The organism is Telluria sp. B2 (assembly GCF_051789535.1).
GTDB lineage: Bacteria > Pseudomonadota > Gammaproteobacteria > Burkholderiales > Burkholderiaceae_D > Telluria.
The window spans coordinates 3,085,706-3,106,934 of the sequence record NZ_CP196525.1; the positions used below are offsets into that span (position 1 = coordinate 3,085,706).

Below are 21,229 nucleotides of genomic sequence, written 5' to 3' on the forward strand. Positions count from 1 at the left end.
GCCTGCTTGATTCGCCGCGCGCGCTTGCGCACGCGATGTATTTCAACGCTTGTGGAGATCGCATGTCCTTTTTCTTTTCCGCGCGCCGTCACGGGCGCGCTCCCCTGTTTTCGCTGACAGGATACCTGGGCGTATTGGCAACGTCCCTGGCCTTGGCGGCGCCTGCCCTTGCCGCCGATGCCTTGTCCCTGGCCGAGGCGCAGCGTCTCGCCATTGAACGCTCGCGGCAGATTACCGCGCAGGATGCTGCTGTGACGGCTTCACGTGAGATGGCAGTGGCAGCTGGCCGCTTGCCCGATCCGGTGCTCAAGATCGGTGTCGACAACCTGCCAGTCAGCGGCCCCGACCGTGGAAGCTTCACTGCGGACTTCATGACGATGCGTCGTATCGGCGTGATGCAGGAAATCACACGCTCGGACAAACGCAGCTTTCAAGCTGAGCGGTATCAGCGCGAAGCGGACAAAGGGCTGGCCGAAAAAGACAAGGCCATCGCCGATGTCGAACGTGCGGCGGCCATTGCCTGGCTCGATCGCTACTATGCCGAAGCAATGGCATCCGTGATCGCGTCCCAGCGCGAAGAGGCGCAACGTGAGCGCGAGGCCGCCGATGCCGCCTACCGGGCCGGACGCGGAAGCCAGGCTGATGTACTGTCCGCCAGGGCTGCCGTCGCACAGTTCGACGACCGTATGGACGATGCCGCGCGCCGGGTACGCAGCGCGAAGATTGCGCTCGCGCGCTGGGTTGGCGACATCGCCGACCAGCCCCTGTCCGGTCAACCGGCATTCGACACCATCCGGCTCGACCCGGCCTCGCTCGATACCCAGCTTGCCCATCACCCCGAGATTGCCGTTCTCAACAAGCAGGTCGATGTCGCTGCGACCGAGGTGAAGCTGGCCGAGGCCAACAAGAAGTCCGACTGGACCGTGGAAGTGGGCTATGCGCAGCGCGGTCCGGGATATTCCAACATGATCTCGTTCGGCGTCTCGGTCCCGCTGCAGTGGGACCAGAAAAACAGGCAAGACCGCGAACTGGCTGCCAAGCTCGTCACGGCTGAACAGGCTCGTGCCGAACGCGACGAGATGCTGCGAGCGCATACGGCGGAAACGCGCGTCATGGTGGCCGAGTGGCAGGCCAATCGCGAACGCTTGGCACGGTATTCCCGGGAACTCATCCCACTGGCGCAAGAGCGCAGCGGGGCAAGCCTGGCTGCCTACCGTGGCGGCAAGGCGACGCTTGCCGAGGTGCTGGGCGCGCGGCGTGGCGAACTCGACGTTCATCTCTCCAGGTTGCAGCTCGAAGCCGACACCGCCAGGCTGTGGGCAGAACTGAACTTCCTCTTTCCCACTTCGCACGGCGCGATGCCGGCGGCCGCCGCCATCTCCAGGAACACGAAATGACCAAGAAAAAGAAGCTCATCCTCGCGTTGTCCGCGGCCGCCATCCTGATCGCCGTCGGCGGTGGTCTGTTTTGGGCCGGTATGCAGCATGGCCTGCATGCCGCCATGCCAACAATAACCGGCAGCGGCGCGTCCACGAGCGGCGACAAGGTCGATCCTGCGACGGGCAGAAAAGTGCTCTACTGGCACGATCCGATGGTACCCGGCCAAAAATTCGACAAGCCGGGCAAGTCGCCCTTCATGGACATGCAGCTCGTGCCGGTGTATGCCGACGAATCAGGCGATGACGGCAAAGTTGCAATCAGCCCGCGCGTACAGCAAAACCTCGGCATCCGGACGGCCGAGGTGAAGGAAGGCAGCCTTGCCACAACGCTTGAATCGGTGGGTAGCGTGGCCTGGAATGAGCGCGATCTTTTCCTCGTGCAGGCCCGTGCCAACGGGTATGTCGAGCGCCTTCACGTACGTGCGCCGCTCGACCGTGTCCGCAAAGGCCAGGCGCTGGCCGATATCTACGTCCCCGACTGGGTGGCGGCGCAGGAGGACTACCTGGCCGCACGCCGTATGTCGGCGGATCTCGCTGACGCGGCACGCCAGCGCATGCGGCTGGCCGGCATGACCGGCGAGCAGATCCGCCAAATAGAGAAAAGTGGCAAGGTTCATCCGCGTTTGACGATCACCTCACCAGTGTCTGGCGTGGTGGCCGAGCTTGCCGTGCGCGAGGGTATGACCGTCATGCCCGGTGCGTCGCTGTACCGCATCAATGGCCTGTCCACTGTCTGGGTGAATGCCGAGATTCCTGAAGCGGCAGCCGCCCAGGTACATCCGGGCAGCACCGTCCAGGCACGCGCCGCCGCCTGGCCCGGTATGACCTTCCACGGCAAGGTCGGCGCGATCCTGCCTGAAATCGATCCCGCCACACGCACCCTGAAGGCGCGCATCGAGCTCGCCAACCCGGAGGGACGGCTGGTGCCGGGCATGTTCGCAACGGTTAGCCTGACACCGGCCGCGCGCAAGGCCATCTTGCTGGTGCCGAGCGAGGCCGTGATCCAGACCGGCACCCGCAGCGTCGTATTCGTTGCGAGCGAGGATGGGAAGTTCGCTCCGGTCGAGGTGGAAACGGGGAGCGAAGCCAATGGCCAAACGGAGATCCACAGCGGCCTGTCGGCCGGCCAGAAGGTCGTCGCGTCCGGGCAGTTCCTGGTCGACTCGGAAGCCAGTCTCAAGGGCGTGATCGCACGCATGGGCGATGCGGGTGCCGCCAACGGCGCCAAAGCGGCTGCCGCCCCGGCGCACCATGGTCGTGGCCGCGTCGAGAAGATCGATCCCGACAGTATCACGCTATCGCACGAGGCGATGCCGACGCTGCAATGGGGACCAATGACGATGCCGTTCAAACTGCCGCCGGACGGCTTGCCGCGCAATATCGCCGTGGGTAACCAGGTCACGTTCGAGATCCGGCAGACTCCGGAGGGCGACTACCAGATCACGTCGATCACGCCGGCCGACAAGCAAACCGGTAGCGGAGACGGCAAATGATCGCCAAGCTGATCCGCTGGTCCATCGTCAACCGTTTCCTGGTCTTGCTGGCCACTGCCGGCCTGACGGCCTGGGGCGTGTGGGCTCTGTCGAAAACGCCGCTCGACGCCATCCCGGACTTGTCGGATACGCAGGTGATCATCCGCACCACCTACCCGGGACAGGCACCGCAAATCGTCGAAAACCAGGTCACGTATCCATTGACGACGACCATGCTGTCCGTGCCGGGAGCGAAGACGGTACGCGGCTATTCCTTTTTCGGCGACTCGTTCGTCTACATCCTGTTCGATGACGGCACCGATCCCTACTGGGCACGTTCGCGGGTGCTCGAATACCTCAACCAAGTGCAGTCGCGCCTGCCGCCGCAAGCGAAACCATCGCTCGGGCCGGACGCCACCGGAGTGGGGTGGGTGTACGAATACGCGCTCGTCGACAAGAGCGGCAAGCACGACCTGTCACAGTTGCGCGCCCTACAGGACTGGTTCCTCAAATACGAACTGAAGGCGGTCGCGAACGTGTCGGAAGTCGCCAGCATTGGCGGCATGGTCAAGCAGTACCAGATCCAGCTGGACCCTGACAAGATGCGTGCTTTCGGTATTTCGCACGCCAGGATCGTCGACGCCGTGCAAAAGGCCAACCAGGAGACCGGAGGCTCGGTACTGGAGCTGGGCGAAGCCGAATACATGGTGCGCGCGTCCGGCTATCTGCAATCGCTCGACGATTTTCGCAAGATTCCGCTGACAACCAGCGAGGCCGGTGTGCCGGTACGACTTGGTGATGTCGCTCGTATCCAGATCGGCCCGGAGATGCGGCGCGGCATCGCGGAGCTGAATGGCGAAGGCGAAGTGGCCGGTGGCGTGATCGTCATGCGCTCTGGGAAGAACGCACTCGAGACGATCGACGCGGTCAAGGCAAAGCTTGCGGAGCTCAAGTCGAGCCTGCCGCCCGGTGTCGAGATCGTACCGACCTACGACCGCTCGGGCCTCATCACGCGTGCAGTCACCAACCTCGAACACAAGCTGATCGAGGAATTCATTGTGGTCGCACTGGTCTGTGCGATCTTCCTGTTCCACATGCGTTCGGCGCTGGTGGCGATCGTGTCACTGCCAATCGGCATCCTCGCGGCTTACCTGGTCATGTACTACCAGGGTGTGAATGCGAACATCATGTCGCTCGGCGGGATTGCAATCGCGGTCGGCGCGATGGTCGACGCAGCCGTGGTCATGATCGAAAACGCCCACAAGCATATCGAGGCATGGAACCACGCCCATCCCGGCAAGAAGCTCGCTGGCGACGAACACTGGCGTGTGATCGGCGATGCGGCTGCCGAGGTCGGCCCGGCCTTGTTCTTCTCGCTGCTGATCATCGTGCTGTCATTCGTGCCGGTGTTCACGCTCGAAGCGCAGGAAGGCAAGCTGTTTGCGCCGCTGGCCTTCACGAAGACCTATGCCATGGCCGCCGCCGCAGGCCTGTCCGTGACGCTGATCCCGGTGTTGATGGGCTACCTGATCCGTGGCCGCATTCCGGACGAACAAAGCAATCCGCTCAACCGCGGTCTGATCTGGCTGTACCGCCCGCTGCTCGAACGCGTGTTGCGGTATCCGAAGACAGCGATCATCGCTGCGGGCCTGATCGCTGCCGCGACAGTTTGGCCATTGTCACGCCTGGGCGGCGAGTTCATGCCGCCGCTCGACGAAGGCGACCTGCTATACATGCCGTCGGCCCTGCCTGGACTTGGCGTCGGCAAGGCGGCTGAACTCTTGCAGCAGACCGATCGCCTGATCAAGACTGTCCCGGAAGTGCAAAGTGTGTTCGGCAAGGCTGGCCGCGCGGAGTCGGCCACCGACCCGGCGCCGCTGGAGATGTTCGAGACCACGATCCAGCTCAAGCCACGCGACCAGTGGCGTGCCGGCATGACGCCTGACAAACTGGTCGAGGAGCTGGACCGCATTGTCAAGGTTGCCGGCCTGTCGAACGTCTGGGTTCCGCCCATCCGCAACCGCATCGACATGCTGGCCACCGGCATCAAGAGCCCCGTCGGCGTCAAGATCGCGGGCACCGATTTGAAGGTCATCGACCGCATCACCGGCGAGATCGAGCATGCCGTAAAAAAAGTGCCGGGCGTGTCATCCGCGCTGGCCGAGCGCCTGAATGGGGGCCGTTACATCGACGTGAAGATTGACCGGGATACCGCTGCGCGCTACGGGCTGAACATCGCCGACGTGCAAAGCGTTGTGTCGTCCGCGATTGGCGGAGACAACATCGGTGAAACGGTCGAGGGATTGCAGCGCTTTCCGATCAGCGTGCGTTACCCGCGCGAGGTGCGCGATTCGGTCGAAAAACTGCGCGAGCTACCGGTCCTGACCGAGCGTGGCGCCCAGATCCGGCTCGGCGATGTCGCGGCAATCCGCATTGAGGATGGACCGCCCATGCTCAAGAGCGAGAACGCGCGCCTGTCGGGCTGGGTCTACGTCGACATTCGCGGCCGCGACCTCAGCTCGGCAGTACGCGACATGCAGCAGGCCGTGGCCAGCGAGGTCAAGCTGCCGCCCGGCTATTCGGTATCGTGGTCCGGCCAGTTCGAGTACCTGGAACGCGCGACGGCGAAGCTGAAGATCGTGGTTCCGGTCACGCTGGTGATCATCTTCGTCCTGCTCTATTTCACCTTCAAGCGCCTCGACGAAGCCGTTCTCATCATGGCCACCTTGCCGTTCGCGCTGGCCGGCGGCGTGTGGCTGCTGTGGCTGCTCGGGCACCACTTGTCGGTACCGAGCGGCGTCGGCTTCATTGCGCTTGCTGGTGTGGCGGCTGAATTCGGCGTGATCATGCTGCTGTACCTGAAGCATGCCTGGGAAGCCCGCGTCGAGGCCGGACGCGACAGCGAAGCCGACCTGGTCGACGCGATCCGCGAAGGCGCCGTCCTGCGCGTGCGGCCAAAGGCGATGACGGTCGCAGTCATCATCGCGGGTCTCGTGCCGATCATGATCGGCGCTGGGACGGGTTCCGAAGTCATGCAGCGGATCGCCGCACCGATGGTCGGCGGCATGGTGACAGCGCCGCTGCTGTCGATGTTCGTGGTGCCTGCGGCCTACCTGCTGCTGCGCCGCCGCCAGGCGCGGCGCATGCACGGGCTGCGCCAGGTACCTGCGGCCGAGGAGCGAACGATTCATGCGAAATAGCACGGCAGGCATGCGGTATCTGCGCCGCTGGGCCTGCAAATACACCCACCTCAACTGAAATACGAAAGGAAATATGATGAAACGTCACACCATGATTGCCACGATGTTAGCCCTTGCCGTGTCTGGATTGGGCGCCGCGCAGGCACAGCCGAGTCAAACCGGCATGAACACTAAGTCGTGCCAGGACATGATGAAAGGCATGAACATGGAAGGCATGAACATGCAAAACATGGACGCCAAGTCGTGTGAGGAAATGATGAAGGGCATGAGCGTACAGCAAGCAAACAAAGGTGCGCAGGCCACTCGCCATGAGGCTATCGGTACGGTGAAATCCGTCGACCCGGCCGCAGGAACCGTGACGCTCGCGCATGGGCCGATCAAAAGCCTGAACTGGCCGTCCATGACGATGGGCTTTGCCGTCAAAAACAAGGCCATGTTCGACAAACTTTCGGTCGGCAAGAAAGTAGACGTGGAGATCGAGCAGCAAGGCGGCAAGTACGTCATTACGGCCGTGAAGTAAGCATGTTGCCGGCGCGACGGATGAGTTGAGCGCGGTATCGTCCGTCGCGCATGGTGCCGGTGCAACATGGCGGCGCCTACGGACACTATTTACCGCTATAGATACTCGACACCCGAGTGGTTCAGGACCACTGACGACGGTACGTATACAATGTGGGAAAAATGTAACAGAATGTGTGCAAAACTGATAATTGCCGTGCTACATTAATCACATGCGTAAGCCGTTCCGAATATTCTTCCTGTTCCTGCTTGTCGTGTCCCTGCCGATGCGGAGCATGGCCGGGGTAGCAACAGCAGAATGCGGCATGGACCATCAAGCTGCCGTTGATGGCAGCGCGGGCCACACCGCCATGCTTGTGCACGAGATGCAAGATATGGAAGCGCATGAAGCAGGGCACGAGGACATGCCCGACCATAGGCAAGCAGCCCCGCAAGACGAACAGCCCTGCGACGACTGCGAGACAGCGAGCGACGTTCATGAAGCTACCGGCTGCGGCACCTGCGCGCAATGCTGTATCGGCGCATGTGCTCCGCCTCCTATCGTTGTCCTTACCGCGGTCGAAGAAGCCGTCAGCAGCGTGCAACTATTCCACCTCTCTTCCTTTACCGGGCACATACGCGCCCGCATTGAGCGGCCACCACGGCTCGCGTGACCCTTCGCGTCCGGACTGACGCTTTCCTGTAGGCCCTGCTGAACTCCCGGCGTGTCTTCCGGTACCTGTGCTCGCGTGCACCGGCCGGGTAGCCGTGGCTTCCGTACTGGCTATTGGACCATTGGTCCCTCCATGCCCGCTCCTGCAGGCAAACACTGCCCCTGGCATCGGCGGCAACCCGTCGCCTGCCCGTATCTCGGTTTCTAAAACAATGCACCTGGAGAGAAAAATGAAATACAAGACCATTCCGGCGGCCACCGCCGCGCTTGTGCTGGCGATGTCGCACCAAGGCGTTCACGCCCAGCAGCCCGCGACTACCGGCGAACCCGCCGACGGCGGAGGAATGCAACGCGTCCAGATCACGGGCAGCCGGATCAACCTGAGGCAGGAGCAGATTTCCGGCGTGGGGCCGGTCACGGTGATCGACGCCGACACCATCCAGCGCTCCGGCGCGATCTCGGTCGAGACGCTGCTGCAGCGCCTGCCGTCGTCGGCCGGCACCGCGGGCAACCAGTCCAGCGCCTACTGGACCAGCAACGGTTATGGCACGACCCAGGTGAACCTGCGCGGCCTGGGTATCGATCGTACGCTGGTCCTGCTCAACGGCAGGCGCGTGGTCTCGGGCGGCACCGGCGCCAACAGCTCCGTCGACCTGAACATGATCCCGGTCGCGATGATCGAGCGCGTCGAGGTGCTCAAGGACGGTGCCTCGGCGATCTATGGCGCCGACGCCGTCGCCGGCGTGGTCAACATCATCACCAAGAAGGCCTTCGACGGCGTCGAAGCCTCGGTCCGCTACGGCAGGACCGCGGAAGGGGACGGCGCCGAGAAGTCGGCCGACGTGGTCTGGGGTACGCGCAGCGAGCGTGGCTCCCTGATCGCCTCGCTGAATTACTCGGAAAGCGAGGCGGTCAACCTGGCCTCGCGCGCGCCTTGCGCACTGGTGGAAGACGACGGCGAACTGGTTTGCTCGGGCAGTTCCTCGACCATCGGGGGCCGGGCGCGGCTCGCAGACGGGAGGCGCGTCAATTTCAACCAGGACCCGAACGGTAACCCGCGCGGCTTCGAAACCTATAGCGCGGCCAAGCATGCCTACAATAGCAACCCGTTCCTGAATGCGGTCAATCCCATCAAGCGCATCGGCGTCAGCGCTTTCGGTAATGTGCACCTGAGCGAGAAGGTCGAGCTCTTCACCGAGCTGATGTTCACCAATCGACAGTCCGAGCAGCTTGCCACACCGGGCGCAATTGGTGTCTACCGCCCGATTCAGATTGCCGCGAGCCATCCGACTAATCCGACCGGCCAGGACCTGACTCTAGAGCGGCGCCGCGTCGCCGAAGTCGGGCCGCGCTACTTCTTCCAGGAGACCAACACCTTCCGCGTGCTCGCAGGCCTGAAGGGAACGATCGCAGGCAGCTGGGACTGGTCGGCATCCCTGAACTGGGGCCGCAATACCGGTGTCGACGGCATGACCAACATCATCAACCTGGACCGTGTGGATGCGACGCTGAACGCGGCGACGTGCGGGACCGGTCCGGGCGCTGCCCCTTGCGGAAACTACCTCGGCTACGGCAATCTCAGCCCAGCTGTGCTCGACTACATCCACTTCACGACGCGCGACCATGGCGGCAACGACCAGAAGAGTTTTAATGCGAGCGTCAGCGGGGAGCTGTTTTCCCTGCCGGCGGGCCCGGTCGGATTCGCTTCCGGCTTCGAGTACCGCCGCGAGCAGGGCTGGCGCGATCCGGACAGTCTGATCGTGTCGGGCGCAGCCAATACCAATGCCCAGGACCCGATCGCCGGCCAGTACAGCGCGCGCGAGGTGTTCGCCGAGCTGTCGGTTCCGGTGCTGGCGAAACTCCCGTTCGTGGACGCGCTGAACCTGAACGCGGCGGCGCGCTATTCCGACTACAGCCTGTTCGGCTCGCAGGCCACCTACAAGCTCGGCCTGGACTGGCAGGTCATTCCGTCGCTGAAGCTGCGCGCCAATCGCTCGACCGCTTTCCGGGTACCGAACGTCCCGGAACTCTTCGGTGGAGTGTCCGAGGGCAACCTGACGACCACCGATCCCTGCAACAGCTGGAATACGATGGACCCGAATTCAGCGGTCTACAGGAACTGCCAGGCCTCGGGCCTGCCGGCGGGCTTCCGCCAGTTCGGTCCGTCCATCCTGACGACCGGCGGCGGCAATCCGAATCTGAAACCCGAAGAGGCGGACACCTTTACCGTGGGCGCGGTCTGGACCCCGTCGAAGTCGCTGACCCTGACGCTCGACTATTTCAATATCGAGATCGACAACGCGATCGAGACGGTACCCGGTTCGACCAAGCTGGCCGTGTGCTACAACTCCCCGGGGCTGTCGCACATCTTCTGCAGCCCGTCGAGCTTCACGCGCGATCCGCGCACCGGCGAAATCAACTTCCTGTCCTCGCAGCCTGCCAACGCGGCCCAGCAACGCGTCTCCGGCATCGACTTTGGCGCCTTGTATGACTTCAAGCTGTACGGCTGGAATTCGTCGCTGTCGGCCGATGTGTCGCGCCTGAACCGGTTCGACGTCGCTCCGTTCCCGGGCGGGGAGGTGATCGAATACGCCGGCAAGATCACGGGTGGCCGCGGCAGCTACGCCAAGTGGCGTTCGACCGCGTCGCTGACGACCGGGATCGGACCGTGGTCCGGCTCGTACACCGTCCAGTACATCGGCAAGGCGGACGATATCAATGCGGCGCCTGGCGACATCGGCGCGCAGGCACCGAGCGTCGTTTATCACAACGCGAGCGTGAAGTATGCCTTCAACAAGGCCGTGGCGATTTCGTTCGGTATCGATAACCTGTTCGACAAGAAGCCGCCGTACATCCAGAGCTGGACGGACGGTAATACCGACACGATGACCTACGACCTGCTCGGCCGCCGCTGGCACGTGCGCCTGGGCTACAAGTTCTGATCGGGCCCGCCAGGGCTTTTCGTGCCGCCGGGCCTGCCTGCAGGCCCGGCGCTACAACTCAATGTCGACATAATTATGCAATCAGCTTTCTGGGTGCGCCGCGCCCACAAATGGATAGGACTGGTGATCGGAGTCCAGGCACTGCTGTGGATGATCAGCGGGCTCTACATGGTCGTGGTGCCGCTCGAGGTCATCCATGGCGACCACCTCGCCCATGTCCCAAGCGAGCATCTCGCGACCTCCAGCGCGAGGATGCCGCAGGCGAAACTGCACGACACCTATCCCGGCATCACCTCGGTTCGTCTGAAGGTGTTGCTGGAGAAGGAAGTGTACGAAATCAGGCAGGACAAGAAAGTCAGCCTGGTCGACGCGGTCACCGGCAAGACCATCAGCCCGATCGACCGCGAGACCGTACTTGCCCTGGCAGACGCCGCCTACGCAGGCGAAGGCAATGTGCGCGGCATCGAATGGGTAACCAAGGCGCCCTCGGAAGTCGGCGCGCGGCCGGTCCCGCTGTGGGCGGTGCACTACGACGACGCCGGCAAGGACACCCTGTACTTCTCGCCATTCTCGGGCGACCTCGTCGCACGGCGCCACGAACTCTGGCGCTGGTTCGACTTCCTGTGGATGTTCCACATCATGGATTACGAGGAGCGCGAGAACGTGAACAACAGCCTGCTGCGGGTCGCCTCGATCACGGGCCTGGCCTTCGCGCTGTCGGGCGCCTGGCTGCTGTTCTACAGTTTCCAGCGCAGGAGGCAGGCATGAGCCATTGGATGCGCAAGCTGCACAAGTGGATCGGCCTCCTGATCGCGATCCAGTTCCTGTTATGGATGGGCAGCGGGGTGGTGATGAGCCTGCTCGACGCAGGCAAGGTGCAGGGACGGGAATTCCGGATCAAGCCGCCTGCGCCGCCAACCTGGCCGCGCGACGCGCTCGACCCGTCTGCACTACTGGCGAAAAGCACGGAAGGTGTCTCTTCGGTTACCTCCGGCTGGGTGCTCGAACGACCGGTGTACCAACTGCAGGGCGACAAGCGCAGCTGGCTGGTCGGCGCGGTCGATGGCCGTCCGTTCGCCATCGATGCGGCGCTCGCCGGCGCGATCGCTCGCGCGTCGTACTCGGGGAAAGGCCAGGCTGGAATCGCGCGGCTGCTCGACTACTCGCTCGAAGCGCGGGCACACAAGGAGCCGGTGTGGCGCGTCGACTTCGATGACGCCGACGAGACCTCGGTGTACGTCTCCGCCCGTTCGGGCAAGGTGCTCGAACATCGCAACAGCACCTGGCGCCTGTTCGATTTCTTCTGGATGCTGCACATCATGGACTATAGCGAGCGGACCGACTTCAACAATCCGCTCCTCGTGTCCAGCGCAATCGGCGGCCTGTGGATGGCCTTGAGCGGCGTGTGGCTGCTGTTCGCAAGCGTGCGCCTGGCGGAGTTCGTCCCCGCTCGCCTGCGGCGGCGCAGCCGCATCAATCTCGCAGCATCGGCGGGTACGGAGCCCCGGTCGGTCGATGCCGCCGCCGGCGACACGGTCTTCCAGGCGCTTGCACGCTCGGGATTGCAGTTGCCTTCAAACTGCGGTGGCGGACAAAGTTGCGGCCTGTGCGAGGTCAGGTGTGTTGGCAAGGTTCCGGCACCGACAGCTGCCGACCGTGCGCTGCTGCCGTCGCACAAGCTCGACGCTGGATACCGCCTGGCATGTGGGCTGTCCGTGGGGCGCGGCATCGATATCGATGTCGGCGACCCCTCGCTGCTGGCCACTGACCAAACCGCAGTCGTCGCCGGTGTGAAGGCGCTGACACCCTTCCTGCGCGAGATCTCGTTACGGCCAGCACGTCCCCTTGCGTGCCGCCCGGGTGCTTATGTGCAGGTGCATGTCCCGGCCTATGCCCGTGATGCCAGCCATATCGATGTCCCGGATGACCATCGCGACGATTGGCACAGGGCCGGAACAAGCGGCCAGTTGGTCAATGACGCGCCACTGCGCCGCTCCTATTCGGTCGCGGTACCGGTGGAGCGGGCCGACGGCCATCTCGTTTTCCTGGTGCGCTTCATGCCGGGCGAACGGCCAGGGAGGGGCTCGAGCTACATGTACACGCTCAAGCCGGGCGACACGGTCTCCTTCAGCGGCCCGTACGGCGATTTCGCGCTCAAGCCCGGGGCACGCGAGAAGGTGTTCATCGGTGGCGGCGCAGGCATGGCTCCGCTACGCGCCATGATCCATGCGCTGTTCGCGCAAGGGGCAAGCGAACCTGTGCACTTCTGGTACGGCGCCCGCAGCCGGCGTGACGCGCCTTATGTCGACGAGATGGCGGCGTTGGCGGCACGCCATCCGAATTTCGACTGGCGGCTCGTGCTGTCGGAAGAGGGCGGTGCTGGGCCGGCAAGCTTCGTGCACGAGGCAGTGCGCGATGGCTTGCTGCGAGACCATCCGAATCTGGCGTCGCTCGAGTTCTACGTATGCGGCCCGCCGGCCATGCTGGCGGCGACGCGCCGGATGCTGCAGGAACTCGGTGTCGACGACGGCATGGTCGCCTTCGACGACTTCAAGGTCTGAGACCGCACGGGAGCCGCCATCCTTACCTCAGCTTGCGCGAGGGCCAGTGGTCATGGACGATGGTGCAAGCCTTCCCAGACAACCGCGGTGTTCCAGTCGATGCGCTCGGTTTCCTTGAGCACCTTGCGCGTGGACGACCTGGCGAAATCAGTGCCATCCGCTAGGTGGCTGCTCGCATACTCGCCGCGCGTACGTTCGACGTGGCCACCCTCGTAGATCAGCGCTTCTGGTGCTAGGGGGCAATTGCCTTTGCCTGGTCGCCGGCGGCAAGCGCGGTGTGGAAGGCGGCGGCCGCCCTGTTTCGGTCGGCCGCCATGCGTCAGAACAGAAACGACTATCCGCTTGCATTACATCTGTTCGCCCGGGGGCGAGGTCGATGCAAGCCAGGCCGCCAGCACGACGACCGCCAGTAGCACCAGCGCTTCGATCCACAGGATGCGCCTGAACCTTGCCGGGAAGTGCTCCGGTGTGGCGTTACCTGTGGACTCGCGCGCGAGCCAGGGCGGCATCACAAAAAAGCGGTTGAAACCGCCCAGCATCGCCGCTGCCCCCACGAGCAGCAGCTTGGCCATGAGCGTACTGCCGTAGGGGTTGCCGACCAGGTTGCTGAACCCGCCCAGGCTGCGCCAGGCGGCGTAGATACCGGTCACGAAGATGCCAGTCAGGGCAACCGTCGCCGAGCTGGACAGGGACGCTACATAAGCGGCCCGCGCACGCCTGTCGGCTGCGGTCATATTGTTGGATGTCCTCAACATGACGCCACCGGACAGGACCACTTCCCCGACCCACAGGCTGATCAGGCCAAGGTGGACCCAGTCCATCAACAGACGCACGCTGATGTCGCCGTCGCTTGCCGCGTGGCTCATCATCCCGCGGGTGTACCAGAACGCGGCCAGTCCCAGGAGGGTCAGCAGCGCCGGGCGCGTGCTTCGGACACCACGGAGGAGTGCCCCGGCGGTGGCCACTGTCAATCCGGCGATGCCGATCGAGGACGCGTATCCGAGGTGAGTGGAGGTCAGCATCGACCAGGTGGCGCCTCCCGCTTCGGCGACCGGCACTTCGGCCATCGCCGCCGATTCGAGCCACAGCCACACGACGCTAACGACCAGTGCGACGAAGGCGCTGGCGACGGCAGCCTTGCGAATCGGTTGGCCGCGTACTTCAGCCCACTTCGATGTATCGCCGGCAAGCCACAAACGGGACGCGGTCGCTCCCGTGAGCACGGCAACGGCCAGGTTCAGCAGGGCAGTGACAAGATGCTGGGCGGTTTCCAGGCCCGGCCCCATCACTTGACCTTGAACGTAACGTCGCCCTTTGCCTTATGGCCGTCGTGCGTCATCGTCGACCACTGGATATGGTACTCGCCGGTGGATAGCGCCGGCAGCGGAGCAGTCATGACGGTGGGATCCGCCTTGTCGACGATTGTGGCGGCGACCGGGATGTCGTTGTTCTGTGGGCCGGTCACCTTGATCTTGCTGAACGCGGGCTCGAGCGCTTCGTTGAACTTCAGGCGGACCTGCTTTGGTGCCGTGTCGTACGTGCTGCCCGCTTCGGGATTGGACGATTGCAGTTTTGCGTGTGCGAAGGCCGAGGAGGTGACGGCGCTTGCGAGGGCGAATGTGGTGACGGCCAGAATGCGTTTGAGGGACATGCTTTTCCTTTTCGTTAGTTTAATCAAGTGCGGAGATGGTCGCCTTCCTGATCCGTCAGCCTGCGGATAAGGAAGGCATGGCTTTTACTTGGCCGCTTCAAGTTTGGTGACGATCAAACTGCCATTGACGCGCTCAACCCGGAAGCGGATGTTATCGCCGGCCTTTACCTGATCGAGCATGGCCGGATCCTGCACCTTGAACACCATCGTCATGGCTGGCATGTTCAGGTTATTCAGCGGGCCATGCTGGATCGTCAGCTTGCCGGCGTCCCTGTCGACCTTCTTCACTTCACCGGTCGACAGTGTGTTGGAATCTCCCTGCGTTTCGGAAGGTCCTGCGTTATGACCGGCATGATCATTCATCTGCATTTGAGCGGATGCACTGCTTGCTGCGAGGGCGAGACCAGCCGATACAACAAGCGAGGAAAAAAGCGAGGAAAAACGAATCATGTAAGGCTCCAGAAAAATTGAAAAATTTCCGATTACGACAGAGGTACAAGGACGTTTGCCGCGGCGGGTGTGAAACTTACTCCAGGTGTTCCTTTCATACAGCGTTCAGTCGGAGCACTTCGTTGCCGCGCATCGTGATTCGCTGGCCGTCCTCGGTCACCATGACCTTACCCTCTTCAATGCTGGTCGCGCGGCCGTACTCCTGACATCAATTAGCGAGAACTAGTTGAAATACTGTGGCGACTCGCTCACATACACCGTGAGATTGTCTGCGCCGGGCAGAATGTGCGAGAGTGGGAAGGACCTCGTGTCGAGCGTGTCGAAACTCCAGGTCACGCTCTTGCCGCCGGCATTGATCACGACGGCCTCGAGGCGGGTCACGTTCAGGTACCGCGTCTCCTGGTCGATCGTGATGGTGCGGCTGGCGCCGCCAGCGACTGCGTATCCGAACGGCGCCTGCCGGCCCGGCGGCGCCGCTTGCGGCGCAGCGGTGAGTTGCGGATCGGACGCTGGCGTCGGCTCGGCGTGCGCCAGCCCGGCGGCCATTGCGGTTCCGGTGAATAGCGTCGCGAAAGCGATCCTGGCGATGTATGCGGTCATCTGGTTCTCCTGTTGGGACGTGCCTTGCTTGTTAGCGAAACGGGAAAAGTCCCGCGTTGGAGGCCATATTACGCATGCGACGCCGACAGGAAGGTGACTCGAAGCTTACGTTTTCGTAATCGTCCGGTCAGGAGCGGCCGCGCCGGCGTGGCAGAGGGCAGATGATCTACATCCGCGCTCACCCGGGCAGATCTGGTCGACGTCGCGTCAGGGCTTGCAGCAGACCGCGCTTTCGCAGGTTAGGAAGATCGTCGACCCGCAGCAGAAAGACATCCAGAAATTCGACGCCTGGTTGAAATAGCGCCCTGCCGGACAAGCCCCCGTTTGCGGACGGCGGCATTCGGAATTCCAGACGCTGCCGAATGGGCGGCCGTAATCGCGCAGTCAGTCTACCGCTGGCCCTGCGTCAAGCGACTCCGGTTTCCAGCGCCGCAGAAGCAGTGAATTCGACACCACACTCACGCTGCTCAATGCCATGGCAGCGCCGGCAATGACGGGACTCAGGTAACCGAAAGCCGCCAGCGGTATCCCGACGATGTTGTACACGAATGCCCAGCCCAGGTTCTGCCTGATCTTTCGATAGGTCTTCTTCGATACATCAATCGATTCCGCGACGAGCGAGGGGTCGCCGCGCATCAACGTCACGCCTGCGGTATGGATCGCCACTTCGCTGCCCGTCGACATCGCCACTCCCAGGTCTGCCGCGGCCAGGGCGACAGCATCGTTGATACCATCGCCGACGAAACAGACGGTCTCGCCATTCTGTTTGAGCTCGCTGACGACGCGCGCCTTGTCGGCCGGGAGCAAGCCGGCCCTGAAATCGTCGATGCCGACTGCTTCCGCGACGGCCCTTGCCGCGCCTGCATTATCGCCCGTCAGCATGACGGCGCGTATTCCGAGATTGCGCAGCCGAGCGACCGCATCCTTCGCGGTTTGCTTGATCGTGTCGCCGAATGCGAGGAGTCCACACAATTCCAGGCCGCCCGCTGTCGTCACGACCAGCCAGGAAACGGTGCGGCCGGCGTTCTCATGATGAGCGGCGACGCCTTCCAACGCGCCCACAGAAATGCCAAGTTCCTGCAGCAGCCGTGAGTTGCCGAGGTAAGCCGTGGCGCCATCGACATCGGCCTGGACACCGCGCCCGGGCAGCGCTTTTGCATTGGACACGGGGCGCAGCGCGATACCGCGATTGGACGCTTCCGCTTCCACCGCCTTCGCTAGCGGGTGATCACTATATTGCTGGAGCGCGCGCGCCAGTTCGAGGAGGTCGCGCTCCGGCAGGCTCGCACCTTTTACGGCGACCAAGGCAGGTTTCCCTTCGGTGAGCGTTCCTGTCTTGTCAAACGCGGCTACGGTGACCGCATGACCGGTTTCCAGTGCCTCGGCATCCTTGATGAGGATGCCGTAACGGGCCGCGACACCGGTGCCGACCATGATCGACGTCGGTGTCGCCAGGCCAAGGGCACATGGGCAGGCGATCACCATCACCGCAACCGCGTTCAGTAGCGCCTGTTGCCAGTCCCCGCTGGCGAGCCCCCATCCGACAAACGTCACCGCCGCGATGACGAGTACTACCGGAACGAAGACGGCGCTGACCCTGTCGACGAGTCGTTGAATCGGGGCTTTGACGGCTTGCGCGTCTTCCACCATCTTGATGATCCGTGAGAGCATGGTTTGGCCGCCAACCGCGATTGCCATGGCAATCAGCATGCCGTCAGCATTCACCGCACCGCCGGTAACGGTGTCGCCGACGGATTTCGAGACCGGAAGGCTTTCGCCGGTCAGCAGCGACTCGTCCAGATGACTGCTCCCTTCGACGATCACCCCGTCGACAGGGACGCGATCGCCGGGACGGACAATGAAAAGGTCGCCGTGACGGACGCTGGCGATCGCGACCTCTTTGTCGACGCCATCGCGGCGCACGATCGCGTTGATCGCACGCAGGGACTCGAGCGCGCGCAGCGCGCCCACGGTCTGGTGCTTGGCGCGCTCTTCCAGCCATTTGCCAAGGAGGACCAAAGTGATGATGACAGCAGACGACTCGAAATACAGGTGTTGCATACCGTCGTGGCTGTGCTGCGCCCATAGCAGGTAGACCGAAAGCCCGTACGCAGCCGAGGTACCGAATGCCACGAGCAGATCCATGTTGCCGGCACCTGCACGCAGGGCCTTCCAGCCAGCCTTGTAGAAGCGCGCGCCGAGCCAGAATTGAACCGGCGTCGCCAGCAGCAGTTGCAGCCAGCCGGGCAGGGCCCAGTCCTGGCCGAACGGCATGGCCAGCATCGGTACGACCAAGGGCAGGCTCAGGAGGGCGGACGCGGCCACGCGCCACCAGCTGGGCAGGCCGGGAGTGACGTCCGAAGCAGGCGGGTTCTCGTCAGGTATCCTGGCCTCATACCCGGCTTGCGTGACAGCATCGATCAACATATCGGGGGAGAGGCCGCCCAGCGCCCTTATCTGGGCTTTTTCCGTTGCAAGGTTCACCGATGCCTCGGCCACTCCAGGCACTTTCCGAAGCGCCTTCTCCACTCGCGTGACGCACGAGGCGCAGGTCATGCCGGAAATCGAGAGGCTGAAGGCCGCAGCCGGCACTTCGTAGCCGGCTTTTTCCACGGCTTCATACAGTGTTTCGACAGGCGTTTCGGGATCGGCACGTACCGTCGCCCGTTCCGTGGCCAGGTTGAGTGACGCCTCGCGCACCCCGGGAACGGCCTTCAAGGCGCGCTCGACGCGTGCGGCACACGAGGCGCAAGTCATGCCGCCGACCTGGAAGGTCAGATCAGTCACATCCGGATTTCGTTCAAGAGCACTATTCACTGGTCTCTCCATTAGCAATGGTCTTCAGGATAAAGCTTCCAATCATTGGAAGGTCAAGCGGTAACCGTGCCGGGCTGAGACCAGCGCCTGATCGTAGCTGGGATGATTCAGTAAATGGAGAGTTTGTCGGCGTCGGCGGCGCTGACAGGATGCTGACTTCCGGATTACATTTCTGTCAGGTGCGGGACAGGATTGTCCGGGCAGGGCAAAATCGTCGGAAATTTCTTGCAAACTGTTCTACACATGAAGATTCTTGTAGTTGAAGACGAGCCCAAGACCGGCGAATACCTGCGCCAGGGGCTGATGGAGGCGGGTTTTGTGGTCGATCTGGCGCGCGACGGCGCCGATGGACAACACCTTGCGCTGACCCAGGCCTACGACCTGGCCATTCTGGATGTCATGCTCCCCGGCATGAATGGATGGGAAATCCTGCGCGGGATCCGGCAGGCAGGGAAGGACATGCCCGTCATGTTCCTGACTGCAAAGGACGACGTCGACCATCGCGTCAAGGGGCTGGAGCTCGGCGCGGACGACTACCTGGTCAAGCCATTCGCGTTCTCCGAACTGCTGGCGCGTGTGCGCACCTTGCTACGCCGTGGCACGAAGGTCAAGGAAGCCGAGTCACTGCGCGCCGCCGACCTGGAGCTCGACCTGCTGCGCCGTCGGGTCACCCGGGCCGGTCAGAAGATCGACCTGACCGCGAAGGAATTCGCCTTGCTGGAATTGCTGCTGCGGCGCCAGGGAGAGGTGTTGCCACGATCCCTGATCGCGTCCCAGGTGTGGGACATGAACTTCGACAGCGATACCAACGTGATCGAGGTGGCGGTCCGGCGTCTCCGTGCGAAGGTCGACGACGCGTTCGAGGCAAAGCTGATCCGCACGGTACGTGGCATGGGCTACGTACTGGAGGCGCCGTGAAGCTGCCGGGAGCGCGCTCGGTAACACTGCGCCTGACGCTGCTGTTTGCTTCGGCGTCTGGCGCGGTGCTGATGGTGCTCGGACTGGTCGTTGGTCACCTCGTCGAGCGCCATTTCGCGGAACTCGACACGGAGATGCTGAGCGGGAAACTCGAGCTCGCCAGACACGTTTTGGGACAGGTGCATACGGCGGCCGAGCTCCAGGCGCTCGCGCCTCGGGTGGAAGCGGCATTCGTCGGCGATCACGAACTGTCGCTGCGAATCCGGGCCACCGACGGCACGATACTGTACGCCAGCCCCGATGCCGACTTTCCGCGGGTATCTCCCGACCCAGGGGGCGTAGCCGGACTGGTACACGCCGCTGATGGGCGGGAGCTGCGGGTACTGACGGGATCTGCGCCGCTCGGGATGCAGGTTCCGCCTGTGCTCGTCGAGCTAGCCACCGACCTGGTTCACCACCAGCACTTCATGTCATCGTTCCGCATCGCGCTTTGGGCGACCGTCGGGCTGGCCGCCTTCGTCACCGGACTCATGGGCTGGGCGGTGGCGCGGCGTGGCCTGGCGCCGCTGCGCGCCATCACAAGCGACGCCGCCCGTCTGACCGCGGAGCGGCTGGACTGGCGCGTGCCGGTGGACTCGGTGCCGCAGGAGCTGGCCGAGGTCGCAGTGGCCCTGAACCAGATGCTCGCCAGGCTGGAGCGTTCGTTCCAGCGGCTGTCCGATTTTTCGTCGGACCTGGCGCATGAGCTGCGCACCCCGCTCAGCAACCTGCTGACCCAAACCCAGGTTACCCTGTCTCAGCCCAGGAGCACGGCGGAATACCGGGACATACTGGCCTCCAATGCGGAAGAGTACGAACGCCTGTCGCGCACGATCTCGGACATGCTGTTCCTGGCAAAGGCCGAGAACGACCTGATGGTGCCGCAGCGGGAACTGGTCGATCTGCGTGAGGAGGTCGAGACAATGCTGGAGTTCTACGGCAACCTGGCGGAGGAAAAATCGATTGAGGTTTCGGTCAGCGGCCAGGCCAGCGTCGCAGGTGACAGATTGATGCTGCGCCGGGCGATCGGTAACTTGTTGTCGAATGCATGCAGGCATACCGGGGTCTCTGGTGCGATCTCGGTCGTCCTGTCCAGCGTGCCGGGAGGCGGCACGACGATCACGGTGCGCAACACGGGCGAAACGATCGATGCCCAGCACTTGCCCCACCTGTTCGACCGCTTCTACCGCGCTGATGCCGCGCGCCGCCGCGATGCGGAAGGGGCGGGGCTCGGACTGGCGATCACCCGATCCATCGTGCGCGCACATGGCGGCGCGGCATCGGCCCGGTCCAGTGACGGGGTGACCGAATTCGAACTAATGTTGCCGGCCTGAGTTCAAGCGCGGCTGTGCCGTGCGTCGGTTTAGCCGGCGTCGCTCGCACCCGTACGTTGTTGATCGCCGGCACGACGCAATGAGCAAGGCGCCTTGCGCCAGGCTTTTTCTACTGTAAACCGCCGACGCGAAGCGTGTGCGGCTTGATTGTACATCGTGCTAAATTGTCTTTATGCGAAAACTGTTGCGGTTATTCTTCTGGTGTCTGCTCGTCGTATCCCTGCCGATGCAAAGCATCGCGGCGATTGCGAAGTTTGAGTGTGGCATGAGCCATCAATCAGGGATGGCTAGCGATATCGGAGAGAACAAAGCGCTACTGCAGCACATGGGAAATGACGCTGCACATGAACCGATGGTTTCAATCGGCAGCAGCGCGATGCAGAGTGTCGACTCGGACGAAGATTGCGGCAGTTCTGGTGAGCACAAGCGTGTCGCGTGTGCCTTCTGTGCAGGATGTTGTATTGGAGCATATGCTCCGCCTCCGTGCATTGCCCTCACTGCAGCCGAAGAAGTAGTGCAGGACATTCGACAGTTTTCGCTTTCCTCCTTTGACGGGCATATACCCGCCCGTATCGAGCGTCCTCCAAAGACCGCCTGATCGAGACCTTGTTCGCTTCGTCGCCACGTGGTCCTGC

The 21,229-nt window shown here is 63.2% G+C and carries 17 protein-coding genes; 11 read left to right on the plus strand and 6 right to left on the minus strand.

Annotated features, from left to right (window positions below):
* Positions 1-62 precede the first annotated feature (62 nt).
* The 8 genes from ACSUZJ_RS13725 to ACSUZJ_RS13760 all read left to right on the plus strand — a co-directional run bounded on the left by ACSUZJ_RS13725 (position 63) and on the right by ACSUZJ_RS13760 (position 12,785).
* Positions 63-1,397 (plus strand): TolC family protein, encoded by a 1,335-nt coding sequence (locus tag ACSUZJ_RS13725; RefSeq protein WP_290423409.1) that lies wholly within the window; start codon positions 63-65, stop codon positions 1,395-1,397.
* Positions 1,394-2,932 carry an efflux RND transporter periplasmic adaptor subunit gene (locus tag ACSUZJ_RS13730; RefSeq protein WP_488689768.1) on the plus strand — a complete coding sequence of 513 codons (1,539 nt, stop codon included), beginning with the start codon at positions 1,394-1,396 and terminating at the stop codon, positions 2,930-2,932. Before ACSUZJ_RS13725 ends, ACSUZJ_RS13730 begins: the two co-directional genes overlap by 4 nt.
* A complete protein-coding gene (locus tag ACSUZJ_RS13735) occupies positions 2,929-6,111 on the plus strand; it encodes an efflux RND transporter permease subunit (protein ID WP_488689767.1) in 3,183 nt (1,060 codons plus the stop codon). Before ACSUZJ_RS13730 ends, ACSUZJ_RS13735 begins: the two co-directional genes overlap by 4 nt.
* A 73-nt stretch (positions 6,112-6,184) precedes the next feature.
* Positions 6,185-6,631 carry a copper-binding protein gene (locus ACSUZJ_RS13740; protein ID WP_499408998.1) on the plus strand — a complete coding sequence of 149 codons (447 nt, stop codon included), beginning with the start codon at positions 6,185-6,187 and terminating at the stop codon, positions 6,629-6,631.
* 211 nt (positions 6,632-6,842) lie between these two features.
* Complete coding sequence (locus ACSUZJ_RS13745; RefSeq protein ID WP_290423405.1) at positions 6,843-7,283, plus strand: hypothetical protein; 441 nt, start codon at positions 6,843-6,845, stop codon at positions 7,281-7,283.
* A 229-nt stretch (positions 7,284-7,512) separates the two neighbouring features.
* Positions 7,513-10,224: a TonB-dependent receptor gene (locus ACSUZJ_RS13750; RefSeq protein WP_290423404.1), complete on the plus strand. Its 2,712-nt coding sequence runs from the start codon at positions 7,513-7,515 to the stop codon at positions 10,222-10,224.
* A gap of 75 nt (positions 10,225-10,299) precedes the next feature.
* Entirely contained in the window at positions 10,300-10,992 is a 693-nt protein-coding gene (locus tag ACSUZJ_RS13755; protein ID WP_290423403.1) for a PepSY domain-containing protein, read from the plus strand.
* Positions 10,989-12,785, plus strand: a complete 1,797-nt coding sequence (locus ACSUZJ_RS13760) for a 2Fe-2S iron-sulfur cluster-binding protein (protein ID WP_499409001.1) — start codon at positions 10,989-10,991, stop codon at positions 12,783-12,785. Before ACSUZJ_RS13755 ends, ACSUZJ_RS13760 begins: the two co-directional genes overlap by 4 nt.
* 347 nt (positions 12,786-13,132) lie before the next feature.
* Here ACSUZJ_RS13760 and ACSUZJ_RS13765 read toward each other — a convergent pair whose 3' ends face one another.
* The 6 genes from ACSUZJ_RS13765 to ACSUZJ_RS13790 all read right to left on the minus strand — a co-directional run bounded on the left by ACSUZJ_RS13765 (position 13,133) and on the right by ACSUZJ_RS13790 (position 18,315).
* Positions 13,133-14,071, minus strand: coding sequence for a CopD family protein (locus tag ACSUZJ_RS13765; RefSeq protein ID WP_290423401.1), 939 nt, complete (start codon positions 14,069-14,071; stop codon positions 13,133-13,135).
* Complete coding sequence (copC, locus tag ACSUZJ_RS13770; RefSeq protein ID WP_290423400.1) at positions 14,071-14,436, minus strand: copper homeostasis periplasmic binding protein CopC; 366 nt, start codon at positions 14,434-14,436, stop codon at positions 14,071-14,073. Before copC ends, ACSUZJ_RS13765 begins: the two co-directional genes overlap by 1 nt.
* 84 nt (positions 14,437-14,520) lie before the next feature.
* Positions 14,521-14,886 carry a copper-binding protein gene (locus ACSUZJ_RS13775; RefSeq protein WP_290423399.1) on the minus strand — a complete coding sequence of 122 codons (366 nt, stop codon included), beginning with the start codon at positions 14,884-14,886 and terminating at the stop codon, positions 14,521-14,523.
* A 94-nt stretch (positions 14,887-14,980) separates the two neighbouring features.
* Positions 14,981-15,049, minus strand: a complete 69-nt coding sequence (locus ACSUZJ_RS13780; RefSeq protein WP_488692862.1) for a CopK family periplasmic copper-binding protein — start codon at positions 15,047-15,049, stop codon at positions 14,981-14,983.
* 59 nt (positions 15,050-15,108) lie between these two features.
* Positions 15,109-15,486, minus strand: coding sequence for a CzcE family metal-binding protein (locus ACSUZJ_RS13785; RefSeq protein WP_290423398.1), 378 nt, complete (start codon positions 15,484-15,486; stop codon positions 15,109-15,111).
* Positions 15,487-15,870: 384 nt separating this feature from the next.
* Entirely contained in the window at positions 15,871-18,315 is a 2,445-nt protein-coding gene (locus tag ACSUZJ_RS13790; RefSeq protein ID WP_499409005.1) for a heavy metal translocating P-type ATPase, read from the minus strand.
* Positions 18,316-18,546: 231 nt separating this feature from the next.
* Here ACSUZJ_RS13790 and ACSUZJ_RS13795 point away from each other — a divergent pair, with 231 nt between their 5' ends.
* The 3 genes from ACSUZJ_RS13795 to ACSUZJ_RS13805 all read left to right on the plus strand — a co-directional run bounded on the left by ACSUZJ_RS13795 (position 18,547) and on the right by ACSUZJ_RS13805 (position 21,192).
* Positions 18,547-19,221: a heavy metal response regulator transcription factor gene (locus ACSUZJ_RS13795; RefSeq protein ID WP_499409007.1), complete on the plus strand. Its 675-nt coding sequence runs from the start codon at positions 18,547-18,549 to the stop codon at positions 19,219-19,221.
* The gene (locus ACSUZJ_RS13800; RefSeq protein ID WP_499409009.1) at positions 19,218-20,594 is read left to right on the plus strand and encodes a heavy metal sensor histidine kinase; all 1,377 of its coding nucleotides are present in this window, start codon (positions 19,218-19,220) and stop codon (positions 20,592-20,594) included. Before ACSUZJ_RS13795 ends, ACSUZJ_RS13800 begins: the two co-directional genes overlap by 4 nt.
* Positions 20,595-20,766: 172 nt before the next feature.
* Positions 20,767-21,192, plus strand: a complete 426-nt coding sequence (locus tag ACSUZJ_RS13805) for a hypothetical protein (RefSeq protein ID WP_499409011.1) — start codon at positions 20,767-20,769, stop codon at positions 21,190-21,192.
* Positions 21,193-21,229 lie beyond the last annotated feature (37 nt).

Coding starts and splice junctions, on each gene's coding strand:
- ACSUZJ_RS13725 (WP_290423409.1), top strand. CDS start 63: ATGTCCTTTTTCTTTTCCGCGCGCCGTCACGGGCGCGCTCCCCTGTTT.
- ACSUZJ_RS13730 (WP_488689768.1), top strand. CDS start 1,394: ATGACCAAGAAAAAGAAGCTCATCCTCGCGTTGTCCGCGGCCGCCATC.
- ACSUZJ_RS13735 (WP_488689767.1), top strand. CDS start 2,929: ATGATCGCCAAGCTGATCCGCTGGTCCATCGTCAACCGTTTCCTGGTC.
- ACSUZJ_RS13740 (WP_499408998.1), top strand. CDS start 6,185: ATGATGAAACGTCACACCATGATTGCCACGATGTTAGCCCTTGCCGTG.
- ACSUZJ_RS13745 (WP_290423405.1), top strand. CDS start 6,843: ATGCGTAAGCCGTTCCGAATATTCTTCCTGTTCCTGCTTGTCGTGTCC.
- ACSUZJ_RS13750 (WP_290423404.1), top strand. CDS start 7,513: ATGAAATACAAGACCATTCCGGCGGCCACCGCCGCGCTTGTGCTGGCG.
- ACSUZJ_RS13755 (WP_290423403.1), top strand. CDS start 10,300: ATGCAATCAGCTTTCTGGGTGCGCCGCGCCCACAAATGGATAGGACTG.
- ACSUZJ_RS13760 (WP_499409001.1), top strand. CDS start 10,989: ATGAGCCATTGGATGCGCAAGCTGCACAAGTGGATCGGCCTCCTGATC.
- ACSUZJ_RS13765 (WP_290423401.1), bottom strand. CDS start 14,071: ATGGGGCCGGGCCTGGAAACCGCCCAGCATCTTGTCACTGCCCTGCTG.
- copC (WP_290423400.1), bottom strand. CDS start 14,436: ATGTCCCTCAAACGCATTCTGGCCGTCACCACATTCGCCCTCGCAAGC.
- ACSUZJ_RS13775 (WP_290423399.1), bottom strand. CDS start 14,886: ATGATTCGTTTTTCCTCGCTTTTTTCCTCGCTTGTTGTATCGGCTGGT.
- ACSUZJ_RS13785 (WP_290423398.1), bottom strand. CDS start 15,486: ATGACCGCATACATCGCCAGGATCGCTTTCGCGACGCTATTCACCGGA.
- ACSUZJ_RS13790 (WP_499409005.1), bottom strand. CDS start 18,315: ATGGAGAGACCAGTGAATAGTGCTCTTGAACGAAATCCGGATGTGACT.
- ACSUZJ_RS13795 (WP_499409007.1), top strand. CDS start 18,547: ATGAAGATTCTTGTAGTTGAAGACGAGCCCAAGACCGGCGAATACCTG.
- ACSUZJ_RS13805 (WP_499409011.1), top strand. CDS start 20,767: ATGCGAAAACTGTTGCGGTTATTCTTCTGGTGTCTGCTCGTCGTATCC.